This is a genomic window from Labrenzia sp. PHM005 (assembly GCF_006517275.1).
Taxonomy (GTDB): Bacteria; Pseudomonadota; Alphaproteobacteria; order Rhizobiales; family Stappiaceae; genus Roseibium.
Window position 1 is genome coordinate 5,302,859 of the sequence record NZ_CP041191.1, and the last position, 20,420, is coordinate 5,323,278.

Here is a 20,420-nt window from a genome sequence, read left to right on the forward strand (position 1 = left end):
TGCTTGCCTCCCCGGACTTGCTCCGGGGCCACACATCATTTCATCGTTGAAAGTTCCCGGCAGCAAACCGGGGCAGCGTTTAAGGAGTGGACCTCAAGCTGCGACTTGTTGGTGTTCGGGTTTGCCCATGCCGAGCATGTGGCAGATGGCGAAGGTCAGATCCGCCCGGTTCATGGTGTAGAAGTGAAAGTCCGTGATGCCGCGATCGACCAGATCCATGACCTGTTCACAAGCTATCGCCACACCGACCAGCTTGCGGGTATCGGGATCATTGTGAAGACCGGAAAAGCGGCGGGCGACCCATTCCGGGATCGAGGTGCCGCATTTTGCGGAAAACACCATGGTCTGTTCGAAATTGTGGATCGGCAAGATGCCCGGGATCACTGGAATATTGATGCCGGCAGCTGCAATCCGGTCCAGATAATCGTCAAACAGATCGTTGTCGAAGAAGTACTGAGTGATGATCCGGTCCGCACCGGCGTCCACTTTGCGCTTCAGATTGTCGATCTCTTTCTGCCAGCTGCCGCTTTCGGGGTGCTTTTCCGGGTATCCAGAGACGGAAATGTCGAAGTTGGCAATTTTCTTGATGCCCGCGACCAAGTCTGTCGCATAGGCATAGCCTTCCGGATGCGGTTCATAAAGCGCACCGATCCCAGCAAGTGGGTCACCGCGCAAGGCCACCAGGTGGCGGACGCCGAGATCCCAATAGTCTTTGACGATCGCATCAACTTCTGATTTCGGCGACCCGACGCATGTCAGATGAGCAGCCGGAGCCAGATCGGTTTCCTTCAGGATGCGCTCAACGGTTTTATGGGTGCGCTCGCGGGTCGAACCGCCAGCCCCATAGGTTACCGACACAAAAGACGGGTTGAGCGGAGCCAGACGTTGGACCGTGTTCCAAAGTGTTTCCCCCATCTTCTCGGTTTTCGGCGGGAAGAACTCAAAAGACGCGGTAATCGGCGTCTTAGAAACACCTCGGGACAGTCTGGAGGACAATGGGGACATGTCAGGCAACCTCTCGGGAAGGGTCGTGGGCAGGCACGTCGGTGATGATCCGCCGGTCACGCGCAAGCCAAAGGGTAACGGTCAGTTTGCTGTCATCGGCCTCGCCTGGGACGAGGTCGGTTGTTTTTTCAAGATCGAGGTTCAGGGCGTCGAGCCAGCGTTCCATCTGATCGCTGGTAAATCCGAGACGCCTATGGGCGTGTTGATCCCGCAAGAATTCCAATTCATGCGGCGCAAAATCAACGATCAGGAGACGTCCGCCTGGACGCAGTGCACGCGCTGCTTCTGCCAGCGCTCGGGCTGGATCGTCGAGGTAGTGCAGCACCTGGTGAATGGCAACAACGTCGAAGGACTTTGGCGGCACATTCAGCGCATAAACGTCACCATGACGCACCTGGGCATGATTGAGGCCGGCCTTCGACAGGTTGGCCCGGGCCACCGCCAGCATGTCATGAGACGCATCAACGCCAAGCGCAGTGACGTATTGATCGGCAAAGACCTCTAAAAGACGGCCAGTTCCGGTTCCAAGATCCAGGAACGACTGGAACGGTGTATCGCCAAGCGAAGTCCGCATGGCTGCTTCCACATCGGCTTCATGGACATGAAGGGAGCGCTCGCGGTCCCAATTCAGCGCACGAGCTGCAAAGAAAGCCGCTGCTTCTTCGGCCTTGGCTTTACGGATCGCCTGGAAGCGCTCCTGATCGGCGGCCAGAACCGGATCTTCCTTGGAAATTCGAGCAACAATGTCCCGGGCCAGAGCGCCTTCCGGACCATCGGACAAGCGGTAATAAACCCAAGAGCCTTCCGGGAAACGCTGAATGAGATCCGCTTCGGCAAGAAGCTTCAAGTGACGGGAGATGCGCGGCTGGCTCTGACCAAGAATTGCAGTCGCATCCTTCACGGTCAGTTCGCTCTGCGCCAGCAGCGCGATCAGGCGGATGCGCGTTGCCTCGCCCACCGCCCTCAGGGCGGCCAGGGTATCGTCTACGGAAAGAGTGTCTCGGTCAGTCATCTGCAAGCCATCAATATCGATATAAAGATATCTTTATATCAATCACAACAGTGTTGCAAGTCCAATAAAAGGAAACCGTCACGCATTGGCGTCAATGCGACAAAACTTGGCAAATCAATCGTTAACGAGGCCACCGAACACGGGACTAGCAACGGTCATCGCTTTCGCCAGCTCCCGTCAAAGCCGCCCTGAAGCACCGTTCCGAAGGTTCAGTCACTGATGTTTGAACATGGTCAGCTAGAGCAGTCATGACCGCTGCTATCACGCGCAAAACCGTTATGGACCGTCCGCGGCCTCTTCCCGCAACCAATCGAGAAATGCTTTGGTTAACCGCTTGGGCCGCTTTTTCTGAGACACGATGGCCCCAAAACCACCTTCGATCCTTTCAAAACCGAAGGGCGCAACAAGCCGGCCATCGGCCAGCTCGTCAGCAATGATGCGCTTTTCGACAAGAGCAGCGCCAAAGCCGGCCAAAGCGGCTTCGATCACCAGAAACGTGTGCGGATAAGCTGCAGCAGATTCCGCCTCCACCGAAACACCGGTTAGATCCTGATAGCTCCGCCACACATCTCCTGGAAGTTCTTGAACACAGCGTTTTTTGACGCGCAGCTGTTTGCCGTCGATCTCAACACCAAGGCCGGGCGCGTGAACAATGCCAAAGGCGACATCTCCTAAAACTTCAATGTCCGTCCGGCCACCAAATTGCCAGCGCAATCTGTCCCAGGTCAGGATCGCATCCATTTGATCCTCCTCAAGCCAGTGTTTTCCGGTCATGCGAAAATTGACCTGTGCATCCGGGCATTTTTGATAGAAACGCGGCAGACGCGGCATCAACCACCGCATGGCAAACGTCGCGCTGATGCCGATGTCGAGCGAGGGATTGTCCGCGTATCGCGTCAGCTTTTGCCAGGCCGCCTCCATGTCGTGCAATGACCGGCCAATGGATCGAGCAAACTCTTCGCCCTCCGGGGTCAAGGTCACACCCTGCCCGTCCTTTCGAAACAAAGGAACTCCGGCGTGCTCGCCTAAGTGCGCGAGTTGTTTGCTGATAGCGCCGTGCGTGCGTCCAAGCTCTTCTGCCGCTGCGCTCATCGAACCGAGGCGGGCTGTTGCCTCAAATGAAGGTAAGGCATTGAGCGGCGGCAGTTGCTTCATCTGTGGTCCTCGGCATCAAAATCACATGTTCCTTTTTCTCACATATAGATGACAACTTCTCCTTCGACAAAGTGGAAATTCAACGCCATTGTGAAAACCGGAAACGGAGTTCTTACGCAGGTTTCTCGAGCGCTCTCAGCCACAGTTCAAGGAAATCGCACCGCGGCCTTCTACACTTCGCTCGCCGATCTATCACATTTCAATTTTCAATGAGATTATCCAATGCCTCACATAAACAGAGTTTGGGCACGGCTTATGGCCCGACTTTCTGCCTGGCAACTGAAGGCACAGAACACAAGAGAAGAGCGCAGGCTACTTTATGAGGAAGCCGACAGCGTTTTGGAAGATCTCGGCATCACACGCGATCAGCTGCGCGGCCCCTCTCTTCGACGAGCACACCAGCCGCCGAAAGAAAAATCGACATGCAATGCGGACATCCTGATTTTTCCAGGTTTCTCTGGAACTGATCCAAACATTCTACAACAATTGGAAGACCAAGTTGCCGCTGCACAGACGGAAGAAAAACGGCCAAAAATTTAGAACCATAAGCATCGTTTTTGCTGCCCTCACTTCCGCATCCAATCAGCAAAACTGAAAGCATCCCGCAAAAATTGCTCCTCCTACTTTAGCACGAATTGCTTGTGCGCAGTTGCGTGCATCTTAATTCGCATTAGTATTATTCACTAGCAATAGACTTAATGGCTTCCTCTCCAAAAGAGGCACCATAGACCCGTTAGGCAGTTGAAAGAGGTCGCGTTCAAATCGGGCGCGTCGGTAGGAGTTACTGAAAAACAAGTGAATTTCTTAGGGAGGAGACACTGATGAAACGCTTTATTGGGGCAGCAACCGGCTTATTGGCCGGGCTTTGCGTGGCCCAAGCGGATAATGTCAACGAAGACAGTATTCGGGAGGCTGTTGGTCGTATCGATACCGCTGCAATCATCAAGAACGATATGACCGACCGTAACTGGTTAAACTACGGCCTCAATTATGCCGAAACCAGGTACTCACAGCTCGACGGCATCACAGCAGAAAATGTGAGCGAGCTCGGACTAGAGTGGTCCTACAACCTTGAATCACGCCGGGGCGTTCAAGCCACCCCAATAGTTATCGACGGTGTTATGTATGTCACGGCGTCTTGGTCGGTTGTTCATGCGATCGACGCGATGACTGGAAAAAAGCTCTGGGTCTACGACCCTGAAGTCCCTGGGGAATACGCGGCCAAAGGCTGTTGCGACGTCGTCAATCGGGGTGTCGCTGTCTATCAGGGAAAGGTTTTTGTCGCCTCTTATGACGGCTATCTCCACGCTCTGGATGCGGCGACTGGAGAAGTTCTCTGGAAAATCGACACCATCGAGAACCGGGAGATGTCCTACACTGTCACCGGGGCTCCGCGGGTAATCAACGGAAAGGTAATCATCGGAAACGGCGGCGCGGAGTTTGGTGTACGCGGCTACATCACTGCCTATGACGCCAAGACCGGCGATATAGCGTGGCGCTGGTACACGGTACCAGGTGATCCGGAAAAGCCCTATGAAAACCCGGCCATGGAAATGGCAGCAAAAACCTGGGACCCATCGGCCAAATACTGGGAAGCTGGCGGCGGCGGAACTGCCTGGGACGCTATGGCGTATGACCCAGACCTTAATCTGCTTTACATCGGCACCGGCAACGGATCTCCTTGGAATCAGCATTTGCGGTCACCGGCAGGCGGCGACAATCTGTTTCTGGCTTCGATTGTTGCGCTCAATCCGGACACTGGAGATTATGTCTGGCACTATCAGAATACACCTGGTGATACCTGGGACTATACGTCGACCCAGCACATCATTTTGGCGGACCTGGAGATCGACGGCAATATCCGCAAGGTGCTGATGCAAGCGCCGAAAAACGGCTTTTTCTATGTAATCGACAGGACCAACGGAGAATTCATCTCTGCCAAGCCGTTTGTAGAGACTACCTGGGCAAAAGCATACGGCGAAGACGGGCGGCCCATTGAAAACCCGGATGCGCGGTCCAAGGACAAACCATTCGAGACTGTGCCGTCGGCCTACGGCGCTCACAACTGGCACCCGATGAGTTTCAATCCGGATACCGGTCTGGTTTACATACCGGCGCAAGGTGTACCGCTGGTACAGGCGACCGATCCGAATTGGCAGTTAAACTCCCATAAGCCAATGTCGACCATGTCAGGTGTGGGCTGGAATCTCGGTTACCTTTTCAATGTTGTTGCACCCAAGGCAACCCCGTTCGGGCATCTGCTCGCCTGGGATCCGGTCAATCAACGCGAGGCCTGGCGAGCGGAATATGTTTCTCCTTGGAACGGCGGCACGTTGACAACTGCTGGCAATCTCGTCTTTCAGGGGACTGCCGACGGCCGTTTCATCGCCTACAACGCAACAACCGGGGAAACACTCTGGCAAGTTCCCATGACATCTGGCGTGATCGCTGCGCCCATGACTTGGGAACGAGACGGCACGCAATATGTAACCATTGCCGCCGGTTGGGGCGGCGTTTACGGCCTGATGCAGCGGGCAACGGAAAAGGTCGGACCGGGCCGCGTCTTCACATTCCGTATTGGCGGTGAAGAAACTATCCCGGCTGCCGAAATCTCGGACCGTACCGAGCTGGTCTCTGGAGTTCCATACCAACCGGAGCAGGTTACCGCAGGTCTTGCAACATATGTCTCAAATTGCTTGTTCTGCCATGGCGTGCCTGGCGTCAACAATGGTGGGGCTGTTCCAAATCTCGGCTATTCGACGCCAGAGGTTTTGACCAATGCAGAGGCCTGGGTCTTACAAGGGGCCGGACTACACAACGGAATGCCGCGCTTTGATGCTCACCTGAACGACACGGATGTGCAGAACGTCTTGGCCTTCATTCAAGGCACTGCTGATTCTTTGCGAGCGGCAACTGCCACAAAAACAGAATAGGGAAAAAGCAGCTTTAAACCGCAAAATACTACAAGCAATTGAGACTGAAAAAAGGGCTCTGCAGCTTTCGCTGCAGAGCCCTGTTCTTTGTGCTTCGGGAATCGCTGGTGAAGAGGACGTTAGATCTGTTCTCCGCCATTTTGATCCGACTGCGCGTCTTCGGCTTCGATCATGCCTGAGGCTGCCGCACCAGCAGCGGCAGCCTTTGCCAATGCATCGCTGTTCAGCTTGTCATCGTTCTCACCATCCTGATCGGATGCCACATGTACGGTGACCTGGCGGTGCGCGAACTTAATTCCGTTCTCGCGGAAGAGGTCCTGCAGCCCGGCATAGACCACTTTACGCAAAATGAACTGCTTGCCGGGTTTGGTCATGAACTTGACCCGGGCGACCATGGCAGAATCTTCCATCGACAGAATGCCCTGCGACTTCAACGGCTGCAGGAACATCGGACCGTATTCTTCGTCCTCCATAAGCCGTTGACCGTACTTCTTGATGATCTTGCGCATTTTTTCGACATCCGTGTCGTACGTTACCCGGAAGGCGAGCTTCATCATTGCCCAGTCGCGGGAAAAGTTTTCCACGACCTGGATTTCACCGAAGGGAATGGTGGTCAGCGCCCCACGGTGATGGCGCAACTGCATAGAGCGGATCGAAATCTTTTCGACCGTGCCTTTGGCGGATCCAATATCGATGTATTCGCCTTTGCGGAACGCATCGTCGATCAGATAGAACGCCCCGGAGAAAATATCCCGGATCAGTGTCTGGGCACCAAAACCGATGGCCAGGCCAACCACACCAGCACCGGCGAAGAGTGGGGCAATATTCACACCAAGTTCGGCCAAGACCACCATGGCCGCAATGACGACGATGGTGATCAGCAGGAAATTCCGGAAGATCGGTAGAAGTGTTGAGATCCGGCTTTCTCCGGTCCCGCCAATTTCCACCTCTTCGTCATTTTCTGCTGGAGATTCCTTAGCAATCTGCCGGTCGATCAGGATTTTGACTGCCTCGTAGGCCATGTAGCCGAGGAACACCACCAGAAGAACCTCAACAAAGGACCCGATCATGGACCCACTACCTGCCATGCTCAGGCCCCACAAAGACGTCAAAAGATCGAGCGCGCCGAAAATAACCAGGATCGCCGCACCACGATCAAGCAAGGCCCGGAACGGGGAACGTTCCGCTTCCCTGTCGGCGGCCTCGGCATGGGCTTGCGCACGAGCACTGTCCGCATCCTGTTCGACACCCTCGCTTTCTTCCGCCCGCTGAATGTCTTCCGCAATCTCAGCCTCAATCTTCGCCGTATCGAGGCGCGGCAACAGGATCCGGTCGATTAGCAGAATAAGCAGCCCATAGGCCACAGCAGCAACAAGAAGGACTTGAATTGGCGCAGCAACCAGGCCGGTGGCGGCCGGCAAATCCAACAAGATCCGCAACGCCGAAATCGCCCAGGCAATCACAAAATAGATCACCGCAACCAAGTGCCAGACGGAGGCCAGCACCCGCCGCCACATGGTTGGCTGTTCTTCGTTCTGGCCCCGGATCAAGCGGGCGACAACCTTACGGTAAGCAACCGCGATCGCGCTCAAAAGGAGCATAGATACTGCGGATGCTCCGATCAGAGCCATTTTGTGAATGTCCTGCGGGAGCCCGAGCCGTTCCATCCAGAGACAGAATGCAAATGCAATGATCGACACGCCACTGCCGATCAAGAGAAACCGGTAAAGGCCCTTCGCCTCTGTATTGGAGAGCGCCACCAACCTGTGGCTCTCAGCGTCAGGCGCCAACACATTCATCCATATGATCCGAAGAATCATGAAGGCCGAACTCATGCTGAAAACAACCAGCGCCGTCTCATTGGCAGCTTCCAGCCCGGTTCCGATCAGCAGGTAAACGAGGGTGGCCACGATGAAATAAAGGCCAACCCCAACGATCATCAAAATAGCCCGCAAATAGAGGTAAATGATCTTGTCCGAGCGGGTATAGACATCAGGTTTGTACATGCTGGCGAATTGCCGACGTCCCCAACGGGCGAGCAGGGTCGATGCGGCAAGGCCAAAAAGAACAGCGATCACCACATCGATCAGCGCGGCAGCAATCCAGCTCAGCCCCCGATCGCCCCCTTGATCCTCTAGGGTTTCGACCATAGCGTCTTGAATGGTCGGAATTTTTTGAACAATTGACTTCAAGATGTCCCTGGCTCGGATCGCTTCGTCGGCGAACTCATCCATGGTTTCCATCATCTCGCCGCCAGCTTCAGCTTCTTCGCTGGCGAGGGTCTCTGACTGCGCTTCTACAGAGTTTGACCCCGCCGCATCTCCGTCACCGGCACCGGATGTGACTTTGGATAGAAGGCTCGCCGCGCCTTGCGCGTGGGCCTGTTGCATATCCGCAGCCCCGACCACCAAAAGCCCGAGGACCAAGAATGACAACATAGGCAGCCGGCACAAACGCTCGATCACCACCGCACCTTGTTGAGCTCTCAGGAGATGTCTGAGTGGATTGCGCATTCTCATACCGTGCTGCCTTGTTTCAGAATCGGGTTCATTCTGTAAAGCACGGTTCCTCTAGGGAAAAAAGGCACTTACCTGCCGAACAAAGAACTAAACAAAAAAAGCCCGGCACAAAGGCCGGGCTAGCAGGTCACGCACAATGTGCCAGCAGGGATCAGTTTAAGACATTGTAGCTCCAATGAGCGACTTTACGCTTGGCCTCTCCAGCGGTCATGCCTTCGAAAAGCCGCATCGCGTCGCTGCGAGCTTCCGGTGTCAGGCGGTGGCGCCATGGGCCGATTGCCAGCAAGGATCTGACTGTGATCGCCGAGAAACCGGACGCTTTGGCCAGGATTACAAAGGGCTCCGGATCAGGGCGCACCATCCAATGGCTTGCAACTTCAACGCCGCAGCGGACCAGCCAAGCAAACGTCGCAACAGCTTCGGCGAAGCGGTCTTCAGAGGCAAAGCGGCGGAGAGAGGCCTCATTCACCATGCCTTTTTTGGCAAGAAGCAATACGCGGCTGCGGGCAGTTTCGAAATCATAGCGTCCAAGCCAGTACTGGTTGGACATGCGGCGAGCTGCGATATCGGCCGCTTCATTCAATTTCTCAGCTTCGCTGTTGCGGCCAGAGGCCTGCAGTTTTTTCCGGACTTCTTCGCTCGCAATAGAGATCAGGCTAGAAATCTGCGCCTCGGCGAGGTCTCCACGATCACTTAAGCTCAACTGAAGCGTTGCGTCGGAAGCAGAATCGGAAATCAACAATTCAACCGAAGAGGTCGATAGGCTTGCGCCCTCATTACCGGCGATTTTCCGTTTTACCTTCAGATCACCCTGACGCACCAGGATGTCGGTCACGTCTTCTGACAACACTTCCCGTTGCGCGATTGCAAACCGGTGATCATTGCCTTGCTTTTCTGCAATGGCCATCAAATCGGCATCCCGCAAAACGGTTGAGCACACCAGGATCGGCTCAGAAACCTCAATCACGTCATTGGCCAGCCGCCGGATTGTTTCCTCTGGGCCGCGCCGTAACGTGCTCATTTGTTCGGCTACGAACCGGCGAACTTCAGCTTCGACCATATCTACCAATCGCAGCAACACTGAATCGTAGATATCGACTTGCTCGTCTGAGCATCTGTCTGAAGTCAACGCAAAGAGCGTCGCCACATGACGGGCTAATTCTGCCCGCCGGGCGCTACCCGCTTCCCCGGTCAGCTCCGAGAAGTTCACCAGTTCTGTTTTCAACGCTTCACTCATTGTCGTTACCAGTTCAAGATTGGTTGCCGTTCGGCGGCTCTGGTACCGAAGATGAGGGGGAGATTTAAAGAAGACAGAAACAGGTATTTGGAGAATGTAATCGTGTTTTTATAAATTTTGCCTAGAATTCTATGTATATTTGCCACATCCTCTATAGGATTTTGTTTTCATTCAATTTCTTTGGCTTTTTTTCCGTCTCTTCAGCAATAATACCAGCTTGAGAATATGCGAATATTTTTTTGGAGATCTGCCATTTCGACCGCAAATATAGGCTCGAAATTGGCTGCAGGTTAGTAGAACCGTTTACAAAACCGGCCTTTCCAACCTCAAAGCTCACGTTTTCCCTACGTCCAAGTGAGGCAAGACAGGCTGTTTAATGAATGAACCTTGGGGCATCCGCCTTTCGCCAGCCTGAAACCACACCTTCCTATTAAATAATTTTTTCTTTCTTTATTGACATCATAGCCACTGCCTCCAATTTAATAAGATATTTCTTTTTAAATTGGAGGCAGTGATGATCTTGAAGTTCCCCATTTCTCAAACACGCCGGAAAACTCAATGGCCGGGGCAGAATATCCTTCGCCAAATAGGTGGATACTGGCGCGCACGCAGGTCCAGACGCTCCCTCGACAAAATGCCGGATCAGATTCTCAAAGACGTTTTGTCAGATTATGGGTTGCAGATCCGCGAAGAAAGCAGACGGCGGAGGCACTCAAACTTTCCCTTTGATCGATAAATAAGCCCCGCTACATAAAGAAATACCGGCGCAGTTACGCGCCGGTTCTTTTTTGATCGGTCAGCGAATGAAGTCTGTTATTCGGCGGCTTGCAGGTACTCGGCGCTCCGCGCATCACCGTCGTTGCCGCCGTCCTCGCGTTTGTTGAGCTGTTCCAGCAGAACGCGGCGCTTGTCGGAGGCTTTTTCCAGATTGGCTTCTTTAACAGGACCGTAGCCCCGGATCAGGTCCGGCACCCGGGCCAGTTCGACAAGCAGGCCATAGTTGCCCTTGGACAAGCGGTTCAAGATATCCGCGATATCCCTTTCATATTGCGCGATCAAAGCCCGCTCCGCTGTCCGCTCGGCGGTCCGGCCAAACGGGTCGTACCACTTCCCGCGAGCCCCCTTAAACCCGGCCAGCACTTTGAAGGCGGAGAAAATCCACGGACCAAACGCCATTTTCTCTGGACGACCGGTCTTTGGATCCATGCGATGAGCCAGCATGGGAGGTGCCAGGTGTACCTTTAACTTTTTCGGGTTTTCGAACCGCTGTGCAATTTTCTCTTTAAAAGCAGGATCGGAATAAAGCCGGGCAACCTCATACTCATCCTTATAAGCCATTACCTTGTATAGCTGGTCAGCAACTGTCCATGTCAGGCGCATCGGGCCCGGGCCATGGGCCTCGTCTGCAGCTTTGATTTTCGCCACCAGATCCCGATATCGGGAGGCATAGGCGTCATCTTGGTATTTGACCAGCTCCTCCGCGTTAAACGCGATCTTCTCATCCAAGGTGAATTCCCGGGGTTTTTCTGAAGCTGGCAGCGCCTTGAGCAGCAGCTCTGCATTTTCCGCCAACACCCGCCCGGCCCGGAATGCTTTGATATTGCCGGCGACGGCCGCGCCATTGAGTTCCAGAGAGGTTTCAATCGCATCCCCGGAAACAGGCAAAGCGCCAGCCTGATATGCCATACCGACAAGCAGCATGTTGGCGAAGATCGCATCACCCAACAGTTTCTCTGCAATCCCTGCCGCGTCCATCGCGAGATAGGTGGCTGAGGCTTCCTTGAGAGCGGTGTCCATCTTGATTTCATCAAACGACAAGGTTTGTTTCAGGACGAATTCAGCCGTTGGGGCGACTTTTGTATTCGCAACTGTGACCATGTTGCCGCGATGAGCAAGCGCAAGCTGCTCTGCGTTGGTTGCAACCACCATGTCGCTGGCTATCAACAGATCAAGGCTGGCCGCTGGAACCCGAGGCCCCTCAATTGCCTTGCCGCTATCGGCAAACCGGACATGCGACGTAACGGGGCCGCCCTTTTGCGCCAGGCCGGTCATATCCAAAGTCGAGGCCTGTTTGCCGTCGATGTGTGCAGCCATTGCAAGAACCGCACTGATGGTGGTGACACCCATGCCTCCGATGCCAGCAACCAGGGCATTTTGCGTGCGTTCCAGAGACGGCAGAACCGGATCTTGAAGGTTTGCGACCAAGGCATTGATGTCGACGTCGGCTTTTTTCGGCTTTTTCAGAGCTGCGCCATCAATTTCGACAAAGGATGGGCAAAAACCTTTGATACAGGAAAAGTCCTTGTTGCAGCTCGACTGATTGATCACCCGTTTTTCGCCAAACGGTGTCGCCAGAGGCTCAACGGACAGGCAGTTGGATTGAACAGAACAATCGCCACAGCCTTCACAGACGCGATCATTGATAAACAGGCGCTGATCTGGGTCCGGATAAAGGCCCCGTTTGCGGCGGCGGCGTTTTTCTGCGGCACAAGTTTGATCGTAGACGATCACCGAAACGCCGTTGAACTTCTGCAGTTCCTCCTGAACATCCATCAACTCATCGCGGTGATGGATCTTGGTTCCCGTAGCGATCGGCACCCAGGAGCCAAAGGCTTCCGGGTTTTCCGAAACAATAGCGATGCGTTCAACCCCTTCAGCTTCCAGCTGGCGGGTGATTTGTGGAACGCTCAGCTGGCCGTCATGCTTTTGGCCGCCGGTCATGGCGACCGCATCGTTAAACAAGATCTTGTAGGTAATCGACACATTCGCGGCAATCGACTGCCGGATCGCCAGAATGCCGGAGTGGAAATACGTTCCGTCGCCGACATTTGCAAAGACGTGGCTGTCGCCAGAAAACGGCTGTTGACCGATCCAAAGCACACCTTCGCCGCCCATCTGGATTTGACCTTCGGTGGTCCGGCCGGCCATTTCCGTCATGGCGTGGCAGCCGATCCCTGGCATGGAGCGGGACCCTTCCGGCGTTTTCGTAGATGTGGAATGCGGACACCCGGAGCAGAAATATGGAATGCGTGACGCCCGTTCAGCATGACCTTGGGCCCACATAGCCTGTTTGGTCATGCGTGCGGCCACAGACCGCATTTCTTCGGTGATGGCCTCCGCCGGCAACCACTTCATCAAACCTTCGATCAGTTCTGCCACGGAGATTTCTAGAACATCCGTCAGGAACGGTGCACCATCCGGCCGGCGTTTGCCCCAGATCTCCGGCCGGCTCATGTCCGGCCAATGGTAGGAGATTTCCTTGATCTGCGGCTCCATGAAGGCCCGCTTGTGCTCAACGATCAGCAGTTTTTCAGCGCCACGGGCAAATTCCCTCAAGCCAAGCGGTTCCATTGGCCAGGTGAGTGCAACCTTGTAAATGCCTAGGCCCAGCGCTTTTGCTTTTTCTTCTGTAAGGCCCATCAAGTCGAGAGCCTGTAAAAGATCCCGGTAGGCTTTGCCTGTCGAGACAATGCCGAGTTTCGCGTTCCGGCGCGTGCCAAAGGTAACCCGGTCGAGCCCGTTGGTCCTGACATATGCTTGCGCTGCTGGGATCCGCAGTTCACGCACAAGACGCTCAGTTTCGAGCCGATTGCCAAGAAGAAGGTCGCGGTTTTGATGATAATCCTTGCGCGGATCACCATCCAGTGGCCGCACCAGCCGGAGCCGGTCCGGAGAAACATTGATGGTCGCAGACGCATCCATTGTATCGGCAACACAAATCAAAGCGCTCCACAGGCTGGTGAAGCGGGACATCTCTAAACCGTGCAGACCATAATCGAGCACATCCTGGATATCGGCCGGATTGAGAACCGGAATTTCCGCATGCTCGAAGAAGAATTCGCTTTGCGCCGGCAATATCGAGGACTTTGCAAGATGATCATCACCGGCAAGAGCTAGGACGCCACCGTTGCGGTCGGTTCCAGATGCATTTGCCTGGCGTAACGCATCACCTGCCCGGTCGACACCTGGGGCCTTGCCGTACCAAACTCCAAACACACCGTCATAATCTGTCGGACGGCCAACGCCGCCCTCACCGCGCAACTTCTGACTGCCCCAAACGGCCGTCGCGCCGAGTTCCTCGTTAACACCCGGCTTGAAGACGACATCACTCAATTTGAGATGACGGCTCGCCCGGCCCATTTCGGTGTCGTACCCAGCCAGCGGCGATCCACGGTAACCCGAAACAAATCCGCCGGTTTTCAACCCGGCTTGCCGGTCCAAACGTGCCCGGTCCAACAGCAGCCGGACAAGCGCCTGAATGCCGGTTAAGTAGACGCGGCCTTCCGTTGCGGTGTACTTATCTTCAAGGCTGACATTGGACACGTGCACATTCATTCGACATTCTCCTCCTACGCCGAAAGCGGCCCATTGCGCCCGGGCCTACCACTTAAGAGTAATATCGTTCTTTCCAAAGGCAATTTCTGTGCTATCGTCACACTAATTCGTCACTAGGCAGCATAAAATATCCCGTTTATACCCAATGACCGAAAAATATCTTCTCGACCCATCCGACATTCGCGTATTACGAGTTCTGCAACGGGACGCTTCGTTATCCATCGCGGAAGTCGCCAAAGAAGCCGGCATGAGTCAGACCCCTTGCTGGCGGCGCATCAAACGTCTGAAAGAACAAGGCATCATCAAACAAATCACCGCTATCATCGACCGCGAAGCGGTCGGCTTGGGATTTGTTGCTTATTCCTTTGTCAAACTCGCCGTTCCCAGCCGCGAGAACATGGAAACATTTGACAAGCTCGTTCACCATTGGCCGGAAGTCGTCATTTGTGAACGTATCACTGGGGCTGTCGATTACCTAATCAAGGTCGTAACGGACGATATAAAAACCTACGACAACTTCCTGCGCCTGAAACTGCTTGATAATACACTGGTTTCCGACGTCCAGTCACGCATTGTCGTCAACACAGTAAAAGACACCGCCGCTTTGCCCCTCAGAGAGAGCTGATATCAAGGTTTATGGTATCTTTCCGTTTCTGTGAGAGGATCCGCACGGCTTAGGGTAGCTATAGTTTGCGGTCATGGAGACAATTAATGCAGCGCAAAAGCTGGCTGGCAGGCTTGTATTTCCTTGCAGCGGCGGTTTGGGCAACCGCGGCTCAATGCCAGCCGTTGATACTGGCTGCCAATCCCCAAGCACCTTTTAAGTTCGAGCAAGACGGCCAGCTTCAAGGCATTGATATTGAGATAATGCGCACAGTGCTTGACCGCCTCGAAATTGATTACCAAGTCCGGTTGATAAAATCGGACAAGCGGCTGCAGATCGAGGCAAAGGCCGGCCGCATAGACATGCTGCTGCTGTATTCGAAAAACGAGGCCCGGCAGGTTTATCTCGAATACCCCGAAGAATCCTATGTCGATCTCAACTGGAATTTCTTCATCCGCTCGGCGGATCAGGGCAAATTCACCTACACCACCCTGGATGATCTAAAGCACCTCAGAATTGGGGCAACACAGGGCATTTCCTATACAGAGGAATTTTGGAATGCCGGCCTTCAACTTGACCTTGAAGCCGAAAACTCGTTGCAGATGAACAAGCTTCTTGCTGGCCGGATAGACGCCGTCCCGCTGAACACAATTGCAACGCTCTACCGGGCGCAAATTGGCGGCTATCGCGATCAGATTTCCTTCTTGCCAAAACCGATGAAGTCCAAAGCCTATTTCAATGTGTTCTCAAAAACCTCGGCCCACCCGGAGATGGCGCGGCTCAAAGCCAATTACGACCGCATTATCCGGCAACTTATAGAAGACGGGACGATTGACAAGGTGAAACAGCGCTATATCGGATCATCAAGTTAGGGTCAGGATCCATTAATTTGATTGGAATGGCACGGCAAACGGCGATGAGCTGCAAGGAAAAACGTAAAAAGCGGGCTTCTGCCCGGTTGAACGGTTAGACGCCGCAGATCGAAGCCGTTTTCATGTCTTTTCAAGATAGGATGAATTTGCCCGGCAACGTCGTTGCAACCCTTTGGAAACCGGACGGTTTCCTGCAGATTTGCGTCTCGTATCCGAACAAATTCCTTCCTACCATTTCAAACAAATTAATGGGTCCTGACCCTAACCTGCTGCGCCTCTTCAATGAACCGGTGAGGGCTGAACGATCCCGCCCAAGAGCTCATCGATAAACAAGGATAGAAGCTGCGGGCGTCCTGACACACCGGCCTTCCGATAGATCGCATTGCATTGCGCCTTGACGGTTCCCTCAGCGGTTTCGCGATAAGACGCAATTTCGGCAATAGAAAACCCTTTAAGCGCCAACAGGGCCACATCCGCCTCCGACGGCGTGAGTTTCCAGATTTCAAAGTGTTCTTCCAGAAGCTTGGCAAATGCGCCGGATGCCACTTTGACCTGCTGCTCCATCCGTTTCTGACGAGTGATGTTTTTCCGGATTTCAAAACCAGATGCGATCAATCCGACCACCAAAGCGGTGAGGATCAAATACTCCAGAATATTGCTTTCCAGAATGCCAATTGCCTGTTCTCCCAAAAGAGCGCCGGCGACTTCCTCTGTCACGATGAACGAAACACAGATGGCTTGGAGGCTGAAGAGCGCCCAAGGGGCAATGACTTTCCAGTTTGTGATGGGCTGCATAGCTATCCGTTGTTCTGTAATGTTTGTTGATGCGGTGTCGGTTGCACCACCGTAGCGCATGCCAAGACCTATCTAACATAGGCGGAAATCATCGAGAACCGTATCAGATTGGGCGGCCCGTTCTTTACAGCCATTTTATGTTCCCCGGCTGGCGGGAGCCGGGGAGCTCCGCAGGCGGTGCCAGCCGGGGTTAGCCAGACTAGATGTTAATCGTCGTCGTCTTCGTCACTGTCGGCCCCATCTTCCAGTTCCATTTCCAGAACCAGACCCGACGTGGTGTCGATCACGATTTCCATCTCCTGGCCATCCAAAACAACTTCTGCTTCCAGTTCGCCGCCTTCAGTTTCAATTTCGGTGATTGTGTAGCCCTGAGAGGTCAAGGCAGCGCGGACTTCCTCTTCTGTTGTACCCAGGTCGTCACCCAGGGTGACTGCAGCAAGCGCCGCGCCCGCCCCAGCCAAACCGATGGCACTTGCAAATACCGTTACTGCTGTGTGCTTGATAAAAGTCGTCATTGGAGTTGTCCTGTGATTGTTGGAGGTCAGTTGGCCAGCTGTTTTGCGGCTGGCTTGACTTCATTTGGTGGCAGGACCCCACCTCAAACCATCACCCTAAGGCTTATCGACCCGTCCATAAACCAAGGTTTAGACAAGCTTTTGGCCACCTAAAGCAAGGTTTATAGAAGTTTTGCTTGTCCGCGGGTTCACTCTTGAAAACGCACGGGGGACACGCCGGACACATCGGCACAGGGTGTTTTTCCAGTCAGGAGTTCCGCAATCACCCGCCCGGAAACGGGTCCCAAGGTGAACCCGTCGTGACCGTGAGCAAAATTCAACCACAAACCTTTTATCGTCGGCGACGGACCGATTATCGGTAAGGAATCTGGCACACACGGCCGGCTGCCGAGCCAAGGTTCGTCTTGCAAAGCCCGTCCAAGAGGAATGATTTCTTCCGCCCTGCGTTTGACGAGCTTGACGATCTGCGGATTGGGCGGGGCATCCCGGCCAGCCAGTTCGACCCCTGTCGTCAATCTGATGCCGAAGTCGGTGGGTGTCAGCGCGAACCCATTATCAATATCAACAATCGGACGGGATATTGATGCACCCGATAGCGGCCGATAATGCATGTGATAGCCGCGCTTGACCGCAAGAGGATAGCGCTCGCCGAACTTCTTCAAGACATCCATCGACCAGGCGCCCAGACACACAACCGCGTGCCGCGCAAAAATCGGTCCGCGCTCACCTTCAAGAGACCAGCCGCCCCGCTTGCGGATCGTCTTTTTCGCATCCGCCCGAAAATACTGCCCGCCATCGCGGATGTATCCCCGCCAGAAGGCGTCGACGACGGCTGCCGGATTGGAGACCGACCGGCTTTCAGTCCAATGAACAGCCCGTATGCCCGACACAATAAGGCCGGGTTCCAGCGCCTTGACGGCTTCACCATCCATTTCCCGGTAGTCGACGCCATATATACGCGCGTAATAGCGCTCCAGGTCACCGGCATCAAAACTTGTCTGGCCACGAAAGAGATGAATCCAACCACCCTTCCTGTAAAACCTCCCGGCATTGGAGGCTTCCGCCAGTTCCAAGTGGGATTGCACGGCCAGGGTCCGCAGCGGCATGATCGCTTTGCAATAGGCCTCGGCGGCTTCTCCATAACTTGACTGGATGTATTTGCGGATCCAGGGCAGCATGCGGATCAGAGTGAGCGGCCGATAGGAAAAGGGCCCGCCCAAATTGAAGGACGACCTGAGGAACCCCATCGGATCCTTCGGCAACCCAAAGGGCAGAAACCCGTTGTGTTGAATGACACCTGCATTACCGGCGGATGCTTCTTGCCCTGGATGTTTTCGATCGATCAACGCGACATCCAAACCAAGGCGACGCAAATGCGCGGCAGTTGAGACACCCACGATCCCAGCCCCCAACACCATCACATCAAATGTCTGCGTCGATTTCTGTGCAGTCATAGTCCACTGAGCGGCGCCAAACCGCGATCAAGATTGGCAAGTGCGGGCAGTTCGCATAAAAATGATCCGCAAGTGTCTGCCCAGACGCGAATTTTCAGGAGTTAAGTTTAAATGATTCGGATGCTCGCGGTAGCTGTGGCATGGGTCGGCCGCCATGGAACGGCCGCCTTGGCTGTGAGTATCTTCATTGGGATGGCCCTGCCCGCACTGTCGGAGCACTTGCGCCCCTATCTTGGCGTCTCAGTCTTCAGTTTGCTCGTCCTTGCTTTCTTGCGGGTCGATACGGCGGCGATCAAGTTGAGGCTCAAGCGTCCCACACTGCTAATTGCTGCTCTTTTGTGGATGATGCTCGGGGTTCCGCTGATCGCCTTCGCCGGAATTTCGATGATTGGTCCAGACGTCCTCGGCCCGGAAATGGTGCTGGCGCTATACATTGCGACCGCCGCGCCGCCTGTTTTGGCAGCGCCGGCATTCCTGTATCTTCTGGGACTGGACGGAACCTTGAGTTTGGCGCTCTCGGTGGCCGCAATGATCGTCACACCGCTCAGTGCTCCTTTTATTGGCGAGCTGATGCTTGGTGAAGCCTTGCCGCTCAGCATCAGCGGCCTTGCGGTAAAACTCTCGCTGCTCTTGGCAGGCGCGCTTTTCGTGGCGCTGATCATTCGCCGGATTGCAGGCCAGGACCGGATCGCGCACGGCGCCAATTTGATCAGCGGGTTCAACGTTCTTTTGTTGCTGGTCTTCGCCATCGCTGCCATGGATGGTGTTGCGGCAAGCTTCGCCGACAATCCAGTCTTTACCTTAGGTCTAACGGCCCTCACCTTCTGTCTGGCATTTGTTCAGATCGGGGTTACGCTGGCCTTGTTTTCGCCCGCCAACCGCGAAGATGCTTATGCCATTGCCCACACCTGCGGCACCCGAAACATGGGATTGATGGTGGCTGCCTTCGGCGGCACATTGCCAGAACTGACCTGGCTCTGGTTCGCTGTCGGCCAGTTCCCAATATATATGCTGCCGATGATCCTAAAACCCTATGTCCGCTGGTTCTGCCGCCTAAATCTGAAAACTGCGTCACAGCAGACCTGACAGCTCGTGTGTGCAAGGATAGTCTTCTTCTGGTTCATAGGGAGGATGATCATGCGCTGGTTTCAAATTGCCGCAGCTCTTTGGGGTATTTTGGCCCTATCGACCCTACCGGCTTCGGCAGGTGACGAGGCGCGACTGGAAATTCTCGGTTTTTCCGGTGATGGCCGTTATTTTGCCTTTGAACAATTCGGCATTCAGGATGGGTCCGGATTTCCATATTCCGAGATCTTCGTCATCGACGTTCATGCAGACAAATGGGTGAGCCCCTCGCCGTTCCGCCGCCGCGACGACGTTGACGACGCCAACGGCTTCGATCCCGCAACCCTTTTGAGAACCATGCGATCCGCCAATCGGGCAGCTGCGGAGCCGCTGCTGACCTCCAAAGGAATTGCGGGCCACGGTCAGACCGTCGGCAGCAATCCGGTTACGGAACTATCGGCCAACCCTTTCAACATGAAAGTTAATCTCCGCCACATTGTTCCACCAGCAGACGACCCGATGGAAGTGCAGCTGATGGAATATCCGCTGCCTGATGAAACCTGCGCCGGTTTTGGCGCTGCCACCAAAGGATTTCAGCTCAACACAATTTATGGCGGTGAAGCCCGCGTCCGGCATTTGGACAAAACGCTCCCCAAGAGCAGAGGGTGCGCGACGGGCTACCGGATCGGTCGTGTGATCAGCTTTTTCCCGGACCGGCAGCCGCCTGTGATTGCAGTTCTTGTTCACCTGGCCACACATGGCTTTGAAGGACCGGACGGTCGCTTTCTGGCAATTACCGGCAGGCTTTGAACATATAAACCGATTAGGGTCCTGTTTCCTGACTTGCCGGTTTGGCAGACACGTGCTAGCGCGGCGCCAACACCAGATGACCGGCGCTCATCCCGCCTTCAGGAGACCC

15 protein-coding genes are annotated in these 20,420 nt (G+C 54.6%); 6 read left to right on the forward strand and 9 right to left on the reverse strand.

Annotation, left to right across the window (positions count from 1 at the left end):
- Positions 1 to 93 precede the first annotated feature (93 nt).
- The 3 genes from metF to FJ695_RS24040 all read right to left on the reverse strand — a co-directional run bounded on the left by metF (position 94) and on the right by FJ695_RS24040 (position 3,172).
- Entirely contained in the window at positions 94 to 1,005 is a 912-nt protein-coding gene (gene metF / locus FJ695_RS24030) for a methylenetetrahydrofolate reductase [NAD(P)H] (RefSeq protein ID WP_141187804.1), read from the reverse strand.
- Between the two features lies 1 nt (position 1,006).
- Positions 1,007 to 2,017, reverse strand: a complete 1,011-nt coding sequence (locus FJ695_RS24035) for a metalloregulator ArsR/SmtB family transcription factor (RefSeq protein WP_141187805.1) — start codon at positions 2,015 to 2,017, stop codon at positions 1,007 to 1,009.
- 276 nt (positions 2,018 to 2,293) lie between these two features.
- Positions 2,294 to 3,172: a LysR family transcriptional regulator gene (locus FJ695_RS24040; protein WP_141187806.1), complete on the reverse strand. Its 879-nt coding sequence runs from the start codon at positions 3,170 to 3,172 to the stop codon at positions 2,294 to 2,296.
- A gap of 255 nt (positions 3,173 to 3,427) precedes the next feature.
- On the opposite strand from FJ695_RS24040, the gene FJ695_RS24045 reads away from it, so the two are divergent.
- A complete protein-coding gene (locus FJ695_RS24045; RefSeq protein WP_141187807.1) occupies positions 3,428 to 3,712 on the forward strand; it encodes a hypothetical protein in 285 nt (94 codons plus the stop codon).
- Positions 3,713 to 3,993: 281 nt separating this feature from the next.
- Entirely contained in the window at positions 3,994 to 6,105 is a 2,112-nt protein-coding gene (locus FJ695_RS24050; protein ID WP_141187808.1) for a PQQ-dependent dehydrogenase, methanol/ethanol family, read from the forward strand.
- Positions 6,106 to 6,224: 119 nt separating this feature from the next.
- On the opposite strand, the gene FJ695_RS24055 is transcribed toward FJ695_RS24050, so the two are convergent.
- From FJ695_RS24055 to FJ695_RS24070, 3 genes are all read right to left on the reverse strand, one after another.
- On the reverse strand, positions 6,225 to 8,618 hold the full coding sequence (locus FJ695_RS24055) for a mechanosensitive ion channel family protein (RefSeq protein ID WP_209010799.1): 2,394 nt from the start codon (positions 8,616 to 8,618) through the stop codon (positions 6,225 to 6,227).
- Positions 8,619 to 8,775: 157 nt separating this feature from the next.
- The gene (locus FJ695_RS24060) at positions 8,776 to 9,861 is read right to left on the reverse strand and encodes a DUF2336 domain-containing protein (RefSeq protein ID WP_141187809.1); all 1,086 of its coding nucleotides are present in this window, start codon (positions 9,859 to 9,861) and stop codon (positions 8,776 to 8,778) included.
- Positions 9,862 to 10,674: 813 nt separating this feature from the next.
- On the reverse strand, positions 10,675 to 14,196 hold the full coding sequence (locus tag FJ695_RS24070) for an indolepyruvate ferredoxin oxidoreductase family protein (RefSeq protein WP_141187811.1): 3,522 nt from the start codon (positions 14,194 to 14,196) through the stop codon (positions 10,675 to 10,677).
- 145 nt (positions 14,197 to 14,341) lie between these two features.
- On the opposite strand from FJ695_RS24070, the gene FJ695_RS24075 reads away from it, so the two are divergent.
- Entirely contained in the window at positions 14,342 to 14,821 is a 480-nt protein-coding gene (locus FJ695_RS24075) for an Lrp/AsnC family transcriptional regulator (protein ID WP_141187812.1), read from the forward strand.
- Positions 14,822 to 14,907: 86 nt separating this feature from the next.
- Positions 14,908 to 15,672, forward strand: coding sequence for an ABC transporter substrate-binding protein (locus FJ695_RS24080; protein ID WP_141187813.1), 765 nt, complete (start codon positions 14,908 to 14,910; stop codon positions 15,670 to 15,672).
- 279 nt (positions 15,673 to 15,951) lie between these two features.
- On the opposite strand, the gene FJ695_RS24085 is transcribed toward FJ695_RS24080, so the two are convergent.
- From FJ695_RS24085 to FJ695_RS24095, 3 genes are all read right to left on the reverse strand, one after another.
- Positions 15,952 to 16,467: a helix-turn-helix transcriptional regulator gene (locus tag FJ695_RS24085; protein WP_141187814.1), complete on the reverse strand. Its 516-nt coding sequence runs from the start codon at positions 16,465 to 16,467 to the stop codon at positions 15,952 to 15,954.
- A 206-nt stretch (positions 16,468 to 16,673) separates the two neighbouring features.
- Positions 16,674 to 16,982, reverse strand: a complete 309-nt coding sequence (locus FJ695_RS24090) for a PepSY domain-containing protein (RefSeq protein ID WP_141187815.1) — start codon at positions 16,980 to 16,982, stop codon at positions 16,674 to 16,676.
- Between the two features lie 188 nt (positions 16,983 to 17,170).
- Positions 17,171 to 18,436: an FAD-binding oxidoreductase gene (locus FJ695_RS24095; RefSeq protein WP_141187816.1), complete on the reverse strand. Its 1,266-nt coding sequence runs from the start codon at positions 18,434 to 18,436 to the stop codon at positions 17,171 to 17,173.
- 111 nt (positions 18,437 to 18,547) lie between these two features.
- Here FJ695_RS24095 and FJ695_RS24100 point away from each other — a divergent pair, with 111 nt between their 5' ends.
- Both FJ695_RS24100 and FJ695_RS24105 read left to right on the forward strand, forming a co-directional pair.
- Entirely contained in the window at positions 18,548 to 19,522 is a 975-nt protein-coding gene (locus tag FJ695_RS24100; protein ID WP_209010800.1) for a Na+-dependent transporter, read from the forward strand.
- Between the two features lie 51 nt (positions 19,523 to 19,573).
- Positions 19,574 to 20,311: a DUF2259 domain-containing protein gene (locus tag FJ695_RS24105; protein WP_141187817.1), complete on the forward strand. Its 738-nt coding sequence runs from the start codon at positions 19,574 to 19,576 to the stop codon at positions 20,309 to 20,311.
- Positions 20,312 to 20,420: the final 109 nt, after the last annotated feature.